The 13,848-nt window shown below is 61.2% G+C and carries 14 protein-coding genes; 5 read left to right on the forward strand and 9 right to left on the reverse strand.

All coding sequences use genetic code 11. The features are described 5' to 3' along the window. Window positions 1–78: 78 nt before the first annotated feature. Window positions 79–1,731, forward strand: coding sequence for a patatin-like phospholipase family protein (locus tag V3C40_RS22875; protein WP_070305703.1), 1,653 nt, complete (start codon window positions 79–81; stop codon window positions 1,729–1,731). 70 nt (window positions 1,732–1,801) lie between these two features. Here V3C40_RS22875 and V3C40_RS22880 read toward each other — a convergent pair whose 3' ends face one another. The 5 genes from V3C40_RS22880 to V3C40_RS22900 all read right to left on the reverse strand — a co-directional run bounded on the left by V3C40_RS22880 (window position 1,802) and on the right by V3C40_RS22900 (window position 5,378). Further along, window positions 1,802–2,020, reverse strand: coding sequence for a YqaE/Pmp3 family membrane protein (locus tag V3C40_RS22880; RefSeq protein ID WP_331778690.1), 219 nt, complete (start codon window positions 2,018–2,020; stop codon window positions 1,802–1,804). Between the two features lie 80 nt (window positions 2,021–2,100). Then, window positions 2,101–2,682, reverse strand: coding sequence for a TerD family protein (locus tag V3C40_RS22885; RefSeq protein WP_034748960.1), 582 nt, complete (start codon window positions 2,680–2,682; stop codon window positions 2,101–2,103). Between the two features lie 39 nt (window positions 2,683–2,721). After that, window positions 2,722–3,417, reverse strand: a complete 696-nt coding sequence (locus V3C40_RS22890; RefSeq protein ID WP_070305705.1) for a TIGR00266 family protein — start codon at window positions 3,415–3,417, stop codon at window positions 2,722–2,724. A gap of 155 nt (window positions 3,418–3,572) precedes the next feature. Then, entirely contained in the window at window positions 3,573–4,148 is a 576-nt protein-coding gene (locus V3C40_RS22895; RefSeq protein WP_034748966.1) for a TerD family protein, read from the reverse strand. A gap of 147 nt (window positions 4,149–4,295) precedes the next feature. Next, window positions 4,296–5,378 (reverse strand): DUF475 domain-containing protein, encoded by a 1,083-nt coding sequence (locus tag V3C40_RS22900; protein ID WP_034748969.1) that lies wholly within the window; start codon window positions 5,376–5,378, stop codon window positions 4,296–4,298. Between the two features lie 117 nt (window positions 5,379–5,495). On the opposite strand from V3C40_RS22900, the gene nhaR reads away from it, so the two are divergent. The 4 genes from nhaR to V3C40_RS22920 all read left to right on the forward strand — a co-directional run bounded on the left by nhaR (window position 5,496) and on the right by V3C40_RS22920 (window position 10,069). Beyond that, window positions 5,496–6,410, forward strand: a complete 915-nt coding sequence (gene nhaR, locus V3C40_RS22905) for a transcriptional activator NhaR (protein WP_319993375.1) — start codon at window positions 5,496–5,498, stop codon at window positions 6,408–6,410. Window positions 6,411–6,533: 123 nt separating this feature from the next. After that, entirely contained in the window at window positions 6,534–7,877 is a 1,344-nt protein-coding gene (locus V3C40_RS22910; RefSeq protein ID WP_331778611.1) for an MFS transporter, read from the forward strand. Between the two features lie 86 nt (window positions 7,878–7,963). Further along, a complete protein-coding gene (locus V3C40_RS22915) occupies window positions 7,964–8,641 on the forward strand; it encodes a suppressor of fused domain protein (RefSeq protein WP_331778612.1) in 678 nt (225 codons plus the stop codon). Window positions 8,642–8,728: 87 nt separating this feature from the next. Then, window positions 8,729–10,069 (forward strand): hemolysin family protein, encoded by a 1,341-nt coding sequence (locus tag V3C40_RS22920; RefSeq protein ID WP_331778613.1) that lies wholly within the window; start codon window positions 8,729–8,731, stop codon window positions 10,067–10,069. On the opposite strand, the gene V3C40_RS22925 is transcribed toward V3C40_RS22920, so the two are convergent. Genes V3C40_RS22925 through V3C40_RS22940 form a run of 4 tightly spaced genes read right to left on the reverse strand, consistent with a single transcriptional unit; the run spans window position 10,070 to window position 13,848 of the window. Then, window positions 10,070–11,146, reverse strand: coding sequence for an AI-2E family transporter (locus V3C40_RS22925; protein ID WP_034748981.1), 1,077 nt, complete (start codon window positions 11,144–11,146; stop codon window positions 10,070–10,072). It lies immediately after the preceding gene. 42 nt (window positions 11,147–11,188) lie between these two features. Then, window positions 11,189–11,782, reverse strand: a complete 594-nt coding sequence (locus tag V3C40_RS22930) for an SCO family protein (RefSeq protein ID WP_331778614.1) — start codon at window positions 11,780–11,782, stop codon at window positions 11,189–11,191. After that, window positions 11,779–12,678, reverse strand: a complete 900-nt coding sequence (cyoE, locus tag V3C40_RS22935; protein WP_331778615.1) for a heme o synthase — start codon at window positions 12,676–12,678, stop codon at window positions 11,779–11,781. The genes V3C40_RS22930 and cyoE overlap by 4 nt, the downstream gene beginning before the upstream one ends. Continuing rightward, a complete protein-coding gene (locus V3C40_RS22940; RefSeq protein ID WP_331778691.1) occupies window positions 12,679–13,848 on the reverse strand; it encodes a COX15/CtaA family protein in 1,170 nt (389 codons plus the stop codon).

A 13,848-nucleotide genomic window follows, 5' to 3' on the forward strand; every position in this document is an offset into this window, starting at 1 on the left:
TACAGGCACAGACAAGTTTGCTAGAATCGCACACGATTTCCGTCCGTATCCCAACCAATGACTACGCACAGATCACGCATGAATCCACGCCTGTTTGCACCATGTATCCTCGTTGCGCTGCTGAGCGGCTGCACGGTACTCGCCCTGCGCCCCAACAGCGGCGTCGAAAACCGCACGTTCACCGTGCAGGAAACCCCGCGCCTGCGCATCGACGCGCCCAAGGCGCGCATCCAGAATCCCATGCCCAACGACCACTTCATCGGCATCGCCCTGTCCGGCGGGGGCAGCCGCGCAGCCAATTTCTCGGCCGCCTCCTTGGAGCAGCTGGAACAGTTCGGCCTCGTCAGCGGCGCCTCGGCCATCTCCGGCGTCTCGGGCGGCGCCATCGCGGGCGGCTACTATGCGCTGCATGGCAAGCAAACGGATTGGCCCTTGCTGCGCAGCAAGCTGAAAACGGATTTCTTCGGCCAGACCATTTTGAAACCGGCCAACCTGACGACGATGTTGTTGACGAACAAGACGCGTACCTCGTTCCTGTCCGACGTGTTTGACGATGTGCTGTACGACAAGAAAACCTACGAGGACTTGCCGCACGACGGCCCCATCTTCCTGGCCAACGCGACGGACGCCACCGATGGCGGCAAGCGCGTGGTGTTTTCCTACGAGTATTTTTACGGCACCCTGCATTCGCCGATCCAGGATATCCGCCTGGCCACGGCCGTGGCCACCTCGGCCGCCTTTCCCGGCGTGTTCGATTCCGTCACCTTCGAGCGTTTCCGCCCGAAAAACACCTTCGTGCCGGAGCTCGGTTCCGAGTCGCGCGAATCGCCGTCGTACGTGCACCTGTTCGATGGCGGCGCGGCCGACAACCTGGGCGTGGAAACCCTGTGGGACGTGGCCCTGACGCAGCTGTACGGCAACGACATGGCCGTCGTGCCGCCGCGCCTGAACAGCAAGCCCTTCATCCTCATTTCCATCGATGCCAACGCGCCCAATTCCAGTGCCGTCTTCGAAAAGATGTCGGACGAGCGCCAGCCGCTGGACCGCATCTTCAACAAGAATATCTACGATGCCGTCGATGCCCTGTTTTCGCGCCAGCGCAAGGAAAACCTCGTCAAGATGGGCTTTGGGCAAGCCCGCTTCGATACCATCACGCATGAAAATTTTGGCGACCTGAGCCAGAAATTCGTCAAGGGCAAACGTACCTCGGCCTTTGCCATCCCCGTGCTGTGCCGTCCCCATCTGGGCCAGTACCGCTGCGAAGTCGACGCGGCCGATCCGCTACCGGGCCAGATCCGCACGCGGCTCGAAGGCTTTGCCTGGCATATTTCCATCGACCAGATCGCCTCGCTGGCGCTGCGCCTGGCCAGCGGCGATGCGCAAGTCGACAGTGCCCGCAAGGAAGAGCGCGCCGCCCTCGTCAAGCTGCAACGCCTGGCCACGCAGACGAAAACCCATCTGAAGCTGACGGGCCCGGAAAATTGCAGCCCGGAAGTGCTGCAATCGGCGCTGTACAGCGCGGCGCGTGTGCTGATCCTCGACGACGAGGAATCGCGCTTCGCCCTGTGCGACTACATGCTGGCGGGCCAGCTGATCAATGACGACACCGTCTGCAAGCAGCGCTATGTGCATGCCGTGCCCCGCTTTGCCATCGAAAGCGAAGATTTGCAGTACCGCAACTTGAGTTCGGACGGCAATTCCGTGAACGTACCGATACGCTGCAAGAAGTGAGCGGGCACGAAAAAGCCCGCACGATCGCTCGTGCGGGCTTTAGCGCAAGGATACCAAGCGCCCGGTTGATTTAGATCAACCGACTACGCCTGCGCATGTAGCTGCGGCTTAACGCACCTTCCAGTTCCTGCTCCGATTTATGCTGGTTCACCGTGTACAGGGCCAACAGGGCCGCCGGCACCCAGCCGATCACAGTGCACTGCAAGATCAAGGCGGCGGCACCGGCCAGCGGGCGCCCCAGCATGAAAAACGTGAGACACGGAAGTAGCAAGGCTATCAGCAATCGCATCACGACATACTCTCCTTCAAAATAGAGCAGCGGACAAGGGCCGGTATCCGGTCCGTCCCCCGCCCGCTGCGTACTGCTCCTTATAGATGCACGGCTATCTGCGGCATCAGGTCGTCAAACGTGCGACCGTTGCCGTTTTCGCCGATGGCGTGCATCTTCCATTCGCCGTTATGGCGGTACAGCTTGGCCATGATCTGTGCCGTGTGGGTACCTTGCACAGACAGGTTGAAACGCGCGACTTCCTGGTTATTGCTAGCATTCAAGATGCGGCAATAGGCGTTTTCCACCTGCGAGAAGTTCTGGCCAGTAAAGCTGTTGACGGTAAAGACCAGGCTTTTCACGTGCGCCGGCACTTTCGACAGATCGACATTGATCTGTTCGTCGTCGCCATCGCCCGCGCCCGTACGGTTGTCGCCCGTGTGGACAATGCTGCCGTCCTTGCTTTTCAGCTGGCGGAACCAGACGATGTCGGACGTGCTCTTGTTTTCATCGAACATGACGCACGACGCGTCCAGGTCGACGGCTTCCGTCTTCGAACCGAAACCGAGGAAACCCTTGGTCTTGGCCGCATCCCAGCCCAGGCCCATGGTGATACGGGTCAGGGTGGTACCAGCTTCTTTGTCCAGAGAAATCTTCTGGCCTTTGCTCAAATTGACAGACATACGCATAGCTCCTGTTTGCTTGGTTACATCAAATATTAGTTACGCCGGCTTGCTTTGGGTCCAGGCGAGGAAGGCCGCGCGGTTGCGCGAGCACACGAGGATTTTTCCCGTGCCTGAAAACTTCAATACCATGCCCTCGCCGCTGGTCTGGCTATTGATCAAATTGCCCAGAAAGCCGCCGCTGCTGCCGGTCGTCATGGAAATTTCGTATTGCAGGCGGTTATCCCAGCACACGACGTGCGAGTTATCGATCACCACGTCCTTGCCCGGCGTCACTTCCAGTATCGACATCGCGCCAAAACCGGACACCGCCAACTGGCCGCTGCCTGCCGTCTCGGTAATGAAAAAACCACCGCTCTGGGCAAACAGCGCATTGCCAAGGCTCTGCGTGCGCACCTTCAATTCCACGCCAGAACTGGCCGCCACGAAGGCGCCGTCGCTGATCATGTATTGTTGGGCGCCCACCTCGAGCACCCGCATCGCGCCAGGCAGAGTCGGCGACAGCAGACAGTCGCCGTCGCCCCGCATGGCTTCGATATGCTGCTGAAAGAACGATTCCCCGTTGGCAAAGGTGCGCATCAGCGCGGCGCCTATGCCGCCAGTCATCTTGCCTTTCAGCTCAAGATTGGTTTCCATCATCACCATCGCATTGGATTCGCAATAAATCTTCTCACCCTTGGCAAGCGACACATGCAGGAACGGGTCGACGTCCCCGGTAATAGTAAAAACTGGCATACCTGTTCCTCCGCGGAACACCTGACTAAACCTACTGCGCGTCGGTATAGGCGGCCTGCGATGCTCACCGTACTCGAGTACGGTTGCGCTTCTTAGCCACCTCTCCCTTCCGCTCGCTACGGTTTTGTCAGGCGTTGTGACTTTTAAATCAAATCTTATACACCTACACCAAAAGAGGCGGCGAGTGGGCCCAGACCGCCTTTGTAGCCCTGGCCGATGGCCTTGAATTTCCAATCGGCGCCATTGCGGTAGATTTCGCCGAAGACCATCGCCGTTTCGGCCGAGCCGTCTTCCGACAGGTCGAAGCGGGCGATTTCCGTGTTGCCGTTGGCATTCACGCAGCGTACGTACGCCTTCGATACCATACCAAAGTTTTGCTTGCGCGCTTCGGCATCGTGAATCGTGACGCAGACGGCGATCTTGTCGATCTCGGCTGGCACCGTGGCCAGGTCGACCATGACGGTTTCATCATCGCCATCGCCGGCGCCGGTGGTGTTGTCGCCCGAGTGGGTGACGGAACCGTCGCTCGATTTCAGGTTGTTGTAGAAAATCATGTCGACGTCGGCGCGTACCTTGCCGTCGGCCTTCAACAGGAATACGGAACCGTCGATGTCGAACGCGGCGCCATCGGTGGCGCGGGCATCCCAGCCCAGGCCGATGATCATCTTCGAGATGCCAGGAGCTTCTTTGCTCAGGTTGACGTTGCCGCCTTTTTGCAGACTGATTGCCATGATGTATTTCTCCTATGTGAAATAAAAGTCCAGCGATAATTAACTTGCAAAACACCTGGCGCCCTCCACCGGCCCGACTCCCCAGGCCGGCGGCGGCGCTTGCTGCATCACGCTGGCAAACGGGTGTAGACGTTTGCCGCGTATCTCTTACGCCTTGGCTGCTGCTTCCAGCTCAGGCTGTTTATCTTCCGTGCCTTCCAGCAAGGCCATGCGTCGCTTGTAACGGATCGACGACCACAGCGAGGCGAGAATGAAGGCCACGCCGATCAGACCCGTGAAGATCTCGGGAATGTGGAACTTCATGCTGACCAACATGATCACGGCCAGGATACCGATCGCATAGTGCGCGCCGTGCTCCAGATAAACAAACTCGTCGAGCGTACCCTTGCGCACCAGGAACACCGTCATCGAACGCACGAACATCGCGCCGATAGCCAGGCCCAGCATGATGATCACGACATCCTTGGTGATGGCAAACGCGCCGATCACGCCGTCAAAGCTGAACGAAGCATCGAGCACTTCCAGATACAGGAAGCCGCCAATACCGCCGCGCTTGACGATGTCGCCCATGTTGCCGTCGCCGTTATCGCCTTCCAGCAAGCCACTGATCACATCGACGCCCACATAGGTCAGGATACCCCACAGGCCGGCCGTCAGGACCACCAGTTTCTGGCCTTCTTCGATCATCGACAGGCTGGCCATCAGGGTGCCCAGCGCGATCATCACGGAAATCGACGATACCTTGCCCAGCGCGCCCAGTTTTTCTTCAATACGGCCCAGCCAGTGCGTTTCTTTTTCGTCGTCCAGCAGGAAGTTCAGGAACACCAGCAGCAGGAAGATGCCGCCGAAAGCCGCCACTTCCGCATGGTGATTCGTCAGGTGCATCGAGTACTGTTCAGGATTGCTCAGTGCCAGATTCCAGACTTCCATCAAGCCCAGGTCCGCCGCTTGCGCCACGATGACCAGCGGGAACAGCAAACGCATGCCGAAGACGGCGATGATGATGCCGACGCCCAGGAACAGGCCCTGCCAGAACTTGTCCCAGTTCTTCAGCACCGAGGCGTTGACCACCGCATTGTCGAACGACAGCGAGACTTCCATCACGCCCAGGATCACCGCGATACCGAGCGCCGCGAGCATCGTCTGCACGCCACCGTGCGTGTAACCCCACCAGGCGGAAATGCCCAGGCAGATAAATGTCACTAGAAATGACACTCTGAAATGTTTCATCGATAGTTCCCCTTTATCCAAATTCAATGGAACGTAGTATAGGGATGTGTGACACATTTAAAAATAGAAGATAATGGAAGTATTACTTCGTAAAAACAGAAGATAGAGGATGCAGCGATGAAAACCACGGGCTTCAATTACCGCCATTTGTACTTCTTTTGGGTGGTCGCCAAGGAAGGCGGCGTGACGCGCGCGGCTGAACGGCTGGGACTGGCCGTGCAAACCATCAGCACGCAGCTGGCTCTGCTGGAAAAGGAATTGGGCAAATCCCTGCTGCAGCCGCAGGGACGACGCTTGGTGCCGACGGAAGCGGGCCGCCTGGCGCTCGGCTATGCGGACCAGATTTTCCTGCTGGGCGAACAGATGCAGGACGCGCTGGCCGATGCGGACGCGGAAAAGATGCGCCTGACGGTGGGCATTTCCGATTCCCTGCCGAAACTGATGGCGTACCGCATGCTCGACGCCACGCGCAGCCTGGACCAGCCCATCAAGCTCGTGTGCCTGGAAGACGAATTCGAATCCCTGCTGGCCGACTTGGCCCTGCACAAGCTGGATCTGGTGCTGACAGACCGTGCCGTACCGGCCGGCGCCAGCCTGCGCGTGTCCAGCCACCTGTGGGGCGAGAGCGCCATGAAGCTGTTCGGCATCCCCGCGCTGGCCGAACAATACCGCGACAATTTCCCGCACAGCCTGCACGGCGCGCCATTCCTGCTGCCCGCGCGCAACAACGCCTTGCGCGGGCGCATCGACGAATGGATGGTGCAGCAGGGCGTGCGCCCGGACGTGGTCGGCGAATTCGAGGACAACGCCATGCTCAACGCGTTTGGCCGCAAGGGCCTGGGCCTGTTCTTCGCGTCCGCCAGCCTGGCGGCCGATATCGAGGAGCAATTCGGCGCCGTGCTGGTCGGCGACGCCTCATCCCTGCGCGAACAGTTTTACGTCATCTCGAACGAGCGCAAGATCATGCACCCGGCGCTCGACGTGATCCTGGCGGCCATCCAGGGGACGACAAAGATTCACAAGGAAAGCTGATAAATCCATTCGAAAATAACGTTTGAATAATCAATCAAAAGCGATTGTAATAAAGCCTGAGACAAACACGCGCCCAGCCCTCGCCGGAAGGGCGCGATCACCATAAAAAACAGGAGCGGCACCATGTCCACGGCAGGCAAGACGATCGATATTCCCGATCTCATCAATAACAACAAGATCGGCTCCTTCCAGATCGGCATGCTGATCCTGTGCGGGCTGTGCGTCATCATGGATGGCTTCGACGTGCAGGCGATGGGCTATGTGGCGCCCGCCATCATTGCCGACTGGCATGTGAGCAAGGCCAACCTGGGCCCCGTGTTTGGCGCGGGCCTGCTGGGCATGCTGGTCGGCTCGCTCGTCTTCAGCATCACGGCCGACAAATTCGGCCGCCGTCCCGTGCTGATCGGCTCGACCATCTTCTTTTCGCTGTGCATGCTGGTCACGCCGCTGGCAACGACCATCGAGCAATTGCAGCTGATCCGTTTCATCACGGGACTGGGCCTGGGCGCCGTGATGCCGAACGCCATGGCCCTGGCTGGCGAATACAGCCCCCTGCGCAAGAAAGTCACGCTGATGATGCTGGTCTCGTGCGGCTTTACCCTGGGCGCCGTGCTGGGCGGGCTATTGTCCGCCGCGCTGATTCCCGCCTTCGGCTGGCAATCCGTGTTTTACGTGGGCGGCGTGGTGCCGCTGGTCATCGGCGTGCTGATGTTCTTCCTGCTGCCGGAGTCGATGCAATTCCTCGTGCTCAAGAAACGCAAGCTGGACAAGGTCGCCAAGTGGCTCAAACGCATCGACCCGACGGTGACCATCACGGCCGACACGCAATACGTCGTGCATGAGAAGGAACACAAGGGCGCGCCCGTGCTGCAATTGTTTACGGGCGGCCGCGCCAAGATGACGATACTGCTGTGGGTCATCAACTTCATGAACTTGCTGAACCTGTATTTCCTGTCAAACTGGCTGCCGACCATCGCCAAGGAAGCGGGCCTGTCGACGGCCAACGCCGTGTTGGCCGGCACGGCCCTGCAAGTGGGCGGCACCATCGGCACCCTCGTCATGGGCCAGCTGATCGACCGCTCGAGCTTCCGCCGCATCCTGCTGCCGTGCTTCCTGGTCGCCGCCGTGGCCATTGCCCTGATCGGCCGTCCGGACGTGTCGCTGGCCTTCCTGTTCATCACGATTTTCATCGCCGGCTTTTGCGTGGTGGGCGGCCAGCCTGCCGTCAACGCCCTGGCGGCCAGCTACTATCCGACCACCCTGCGCTCGACGGGCATCGGCTGGAGCCTGGGCATCGGGCGCATCGGCTCCATCATCGGCCCCGTGCTCGGTGGCGAGCTGATCCGCCTGAACTGGCCCAACAGCACGATTTTCCTCGTCGTCGCCATCCCGGCCATCGTCTCTGCCGTCATGGTCTTTGCCATGCGCGGCGGACCGCAAACGGCTCCCGCCAAGGTAGCGGCCTGAGGCCGGTGCATCGGCCGATTGAACCGTACGCCGTCATAAAGTTGCATGTTTTATACTCAAATGCTCATCCATTTCAGTGAACCGACATGACCAACATTAGCAATGACGGCGCCGCAAGCAGCCTTCTGGAAGCAGCCTGGACCCAGCGCGAAGAAACGCTCTATACAGCCCTGTTCGGGAACCTGGGACCGGGCATCTACCCGCTCGACCTGTCCCTGTTCGAACAGCTGTTCAACTGCACGCAAGTCGACCCGCGCTGGCTGCATATCGGCGTGTTCGAATGCCCGCCGACACCCGAGCGGCCGCACTGGCTCTACGTGTCGTCGGGCCTGTCCAATCCATGGGACGATGAACCCGATGTGGAGGAAGAGTGGACGGGACTGGGCCGCGAACTGCTGCTGGAATGCCCGCAGCAGTCGCCATGGGCGCTGGCGCTGGTGCGCAGGTTCGCCGCGTATCAGATGCTGCTGGCGGCTGGCCGCTTCGGCGACCAGGAACCGCTGGACGCCTGGGACCGCATGTCGGTTGGCGGCCCCATCGATGGCCAGCAGTCCGCGCTGAGCGCCATCATCATGGTGCCCAGCAAACATTACCCGGAAGAATATGCACTGGTCTCGGGAAAATTTGCCTTCCTGCAGATTATCGGGCTCAGCGCTGCCGAGCTGGCGCATGGCCGCGCGCACGACTTCGAGGACTTGTTGCAGAAGCTGGGCGAACAGGGCGCCGCGCCGCTGGTCGACGCCGCACGCCGCAGCATCGTGTAAAACCGCAGGGCCGATTCGCCGGAAATTAGGATACTGCGCCCTTCGTCGTTTAAGATGACGTTTTACCAGCCCATCTTCAGCGCCCCCATGCACAATGTCTTGCTAGTCCTGCTCGCCCTCTTCCTGGTCGCGCTGAACGGTTTTTTTGTTGCCGCCGAGTTTGGCATCGTCACATTGCGGCGCACGCGCATCCGCGCCATCGCCAAGACGCAGGGACTGCGGGGCCGCATCCTGGCCAAGGTGCATGGCCAGCTGGACGCCTATCTGTCCGCCTGCCAGCTGGGTATCACCCTGGCGTCGCTGGGCCTGGGCTGGGTCGGCGAACCGGCGTTCGCCGGCCTGCTTGAGCCGCTGTTCGGCGCCATCGGCGTCACGTCGCAAGAGCTGATCCATGGCGTCTCCTTCGTCGTCGCCTTCAGCGTGATTTCCTTCCTGCACATCGTCGTGGGCGAACTGGCGCCCAAATCGATGGCCATCCGCAACCCGGAAGCCGTCGGCCTGTGGAGCGCGATTCCTCTGTACGGCTTTTACTGGACCATGTATCCGGCCATCTACCTGCTCAACGCCAGCGCCAACTGGGTGCTGCGCCTGGCGGGCCTGTCCGGCAAGGGCGGCCACGACGCCCATTACTCGTCCGAAGAACTGAAACTGATCCTGCGCACCAGCCAGCCCGGCGAAAAGTTTACGCGCGACGAGCGCAACATCCTGGCGCAGTCGCTCGATTTCGAACAGATGACGGTATCGGACCTGATGCGCCCGATCAATGAAGTGATCGCCCTGCACGCGTCGAATACCTTGGAAGAAAACCTCGACACGGTGCTGCGTAACCGCTTCAGCCGCTACCCGTATTTCGACATGAATGAAGACGACGTGCTCGGCGTCGTGCACCTGAAGGATCTGTTCTTTGCCCAGCAGGCGGGCAAGCCGATCACCTCGCTCACGCCGTTCCTGCGTCCCGTGGACATCATTTCCGCGCGCACGCCGGCACTGGAACTGTTCCGGCGCTTTCGCGACGGCGCACCGCACTTTGCCCTGATCGGCGAAAAGGGCAAGCGCCCGCTGGGCTTCATCACGCTGGATAACTTGCTCGGCGCCATGGTCGGCGAAATCCGCGATGAATTCCGCCGCAATGAAAACGACTGGCTCAAGCAAAGTGACGGCACCCTGATCGGCAAGGCCAGCCTGCCGATCTTCTCGCTCGAACGCATCCTCGGCATCGATATCGAAAACGAGGAACTGGGGCTGGACGACGTGGAATCGGTGGGCGGCTTGATCATGGTCAAGCTCGGCGACATTCCGAAGCAGGGCCAGCGCATCACCTTTGTCGACTTCGACATCGTCGTCAAGAAGATGAACGGGCCCCGCATCGTGCTCATTAAAGTGATCCCGAAGCAGGAGCGGGACCTGGATGCGGATTTAAGAGATTAACTACTTCTTGCTCGTCAGGGTATCTTTGCCCTGCGGCACGGTGGTCTCGCCCACCGTCCATGTTTGCAGCAAGCTGTACAGCACCGCCAGCAGGGTCGGCCCGATAAAGATGCCGACGAAGCCGAAGGCCAGCACGCCGCCCAGCACACCTAGCAGCACGAGCAAAAACGGCAGGCTGCTGCCGCGGCTGATCAGCATGGGTTTCACCACGTTATCCACGCCGCTGATCAGCAATCCGCCCCACACCAGCATGAAGATGCCCCAGCCCGTCTGGCCGTCATTGAACAGCCAGATGGCGGCGCCGCCCCAGATCAAGGGCGGTCCCACGGGGATCAGCGAAAAGATGAAGGTGGCCACGCCCAAGAGGGCCACGGCCGGCACGCCGGCGATCAAAAAGCCCACCACAGCCACCAGCGCCTGCGCCAGCGCCGTCCCCAGCAAGCCGTACATGACGCCGCGCACGGTGCGGCTGATGGTCAGGCCCACGCCCGGCGCGCTGTCGCCGATGATGCGGCCGGCGCCCGTCATCAGGGCGCGGCTCAGCTGCTGGCCGTCGCGGTAGAGGAAGAAGCTGACGAAGACGGCCAGGCTGGTCTGCGCCAGGCCCGTACCCAGCAGGATGCCGCCGGAAGCGAGGAAGTGGCGCGCCGGTTCCAGCATCGTCTTGCCTAAATTGAGCAATTCCTCGCGGTCAGCGAGCAGGCGATCCACGTAGCCGGCGATGGTTTCGCCCACCACGGGAATGCTGGCCAGCCAGGCCGGTGGATGCAGGCTGCCCGTTTCCAGTGCCGCGCGCAGCTGTTCATAGATGCGCGACACATTGTCGGCCAGGTTGTAGGTGACGAGGGCCAGTGGCAGCACGATGACGAGCAGCAGCGACAGGGTCATGATGGCGGCCGCCCAGTTGCGCCGGCCTTTCAGGCGTTCGAGCAGCAGCAGGTACAAAGGCCAGCTGGAAATGCCCACGCAGGCGGCAAACAGCATGGCAGCGAGGAAGGGCCGCAAGACGAAAAAGCAGCCGATCAACAGGAAGATGATGGCTGCCAGGCGGGCGTGGGGCTCGAAACGTTTGTCCATGTACTGCATGTCCTGAAGATGGCGCCTAGCGGCGCGACCGGATCAGGATAGCAGAAGTTTAAGATCGTGCGCGATGGCGGCGGGCTTTTCGCCGTGGCGCACGAACAGGCGGATCTTGCCTTCGCGGTCGAACACATAGGTGCCGGCCGTGTGGTCGACCGTGTAGCTACTGTCCGTCTCGCCCTCGACCTTGGCGTAATACACCTTGAATTCCTTGGCCACCCTGGCCGTCGCGGCCGCGTCGCCATACAGGCCGACGAAACGCTTGTCGAAGGCCGGCACATATTGCGCCAGCAAGGCTTGCGTGTCGCGCTCGGGGTCGACGGTGACAAACAGCACTTGCACTTTATCCGCCTGCGGGCCCATCTCCCGCATCACCTGGGCCATGTCGGCCATGGTGGTAGGGCACACGTCCGGGCATTGCGTGTAGCCGAAGAACACCAGCACCAGCTTGCCCTTGTAGTCGGCCAGGGTGCGCGGGTGGCCCGTGTGGTCCGTCAGCGCGAACTCGCGCGCATAGCCGAGGCCCGTCACGTCCGTGTTCTTGAATGCCAGCTTGGTCGCGGCAGGCTTGCCGCAGCCGGCCAGGACGGCGACCAGCGCGGCCGCCAACAACAGGGTCAGGGTTTTTTTCATGTGCCGAGGGGAATGTAGTGGTCGACCAGCAAGGCCGCGAACAGCAAGGCCAGGTAGATGATGGAAAACGTAAACGCCTTGCGCGCGATCAAGTCCGTGTAGTGGCGGTACATCTTCCACGCGTAGTACAGGAAGCCGGCGTTGAGCACCACGGCCGAGGCCAGGTAGATCAGGCCGCTCATGCGCACGGCGTATGGCAGCAAGGTGGTGGCGGCCAGCGCGATCGAGTACAGCCAGACGTGGAATTGCGTGAATTGCATGCCGTGCGTGACGGGCAGCATGGGCAGGCCCGAGCGCGCGTAATCGTCGCGGCGGTACATGGCCAGGGCCCAGAAGTGCGGCGGCGTCCAGACAAAAATGATCAGGACCAGCAACCACGCCTGCATCGGCACGTCGTTGGCGACGGCCGCCCAGCCCAGTGCGGGCGGCATGGCGCCGGACAGGCCGCCGATGACGATGTTCTGTGGCGTGGCCGGTTTCAGCACCATGGTGTAGATCAGCGCATAGCCGACAAAGGTGACAAAGGTCAGCCACATGGTCAGCGGATTGACGAGGTGATACAGAATCGCCATGCCCAGGCCGCCGATCACCAGCGCGAATACCACCGTCTGTTTCACCGTGATGTCGCCCATGGCCATCGGACGGCGCGCCGTGCGGGCCATGCGCGCATCGATCTCGCGCTCGGCCAGGCAATTGACGGCAAACGCGGCGCCGGCCAGCAGCCAGATACCGATGGTGCCGAACACCACCGCGCGCCAGTCAGGCAACTCCTCGCTGGCCAGGAACATGCCGATGACGGCGCAAAACACGGCCAGTTGCGTCACGCGGGGCTTGGTCAGCGCCCAATACTGGGCGATGCGGGGGGATGGTTTACGGCTGATGGTCTGAGTAGTCATTTATGCGATACGGGAAGGACTGGCTGGTGCCGAGGGCACTGGCGCGGAGGCGGAAGCAGATTTCCGCGCTACATCGAGTTGGAATTTAGCCTTGTAGTTTAACATGGTCAGCAATAACACGAGCAGCGCCGCCCCGCCGTTATGCATGACGGCAATCGACAATGGCCAGCTCAGGTAGATCGTCGCCAGCCCCGTGGCCGCCTGCAGAACCAGCACCAGCGCCACCCAGCGTGCCGTGCCGCGCAAGGACGGCAGCTTCCAAGCGCGAAACACCGTGTAGCCGATGCCGGCCAGCACGATGAAGGCGAAATTGCGGTGCACCCAGTGGATGGCCGTCAGCGCGGAAAACGGTAAATAATGGCCGGCGGCCGTCTTGCCCAGTTCGCGCCACAGATGGAAACCATGCTCGAAATCCATCTCCGGAATGACCTTGCCGCCGCACAGGGGGAAATCCGTGCAGGCCAGGGTGGCGTAGTTGGTGCTCACCCAACCGCCCAGCGCGATCTGCACGGTCAACAGCACCAGCGAAAAGATGGCCAGAACGCGCACGGGGCGCAGCACGGCAGCGTCCGCATCGGCGCGCAGCAAGGGTTGGACGGCATGGTCCTGGCGCCCGCCCAGCCATGTCAGCATGGCCAGCAAGCCCATGCCCAGCAGCAAGTGGATGGTGACGATCACGGGCTGCAGTTTCAAGGTCACGGTCCAGGCCCCGAACGCGCCCTGCAGGCAGACGAACAAAAACAGCGCCGTGGGCAGCGCGGGCGCGAATTCCTCGCGTTTGCTTTTCTTCCACTGGCGCCACGCCTGCACCATCATCGCCACGATCAAGACGCCTATGGCCATGGCCAGGTAGCGGTGGGTCATTTCGATCCACGCTTTCACCACCGTCACGGGGCCCGTCGGCATCAGCGTTTCCGCCGCCACGATGTGCTCGTGCGCGAGGAAAGGATTGGCCGAGCCATAGCAGCCGGGCCAGTCCGGGCAGCCGAGGCCGGAATCGGACAGGCGCGTAAAACCGCCAAACATGATCAGGTCGACCGTCAAAAAGACGGCGATCCACACGAGCTTGCGGTATTTATTGGCGTCCGCGGACACCCAGACCATGGTCAGCGGCAGCAGCGCCACCAGCAGACCCGTCAAGCCCAGCTGGGCGAGCGCGGAGAGATGCAT

The sequence above is a fragment of the Janthinobacterium sp. LS2A genome, from assembly GCF_036543145.1.
Classification (GTDB): Bacteria; Pseudomonadota; Gammaproteobacteria; order Burkholderiales; family Burkholderiaceae_D; genus Janthinobacterium; species Janthinobacterium aestuarii.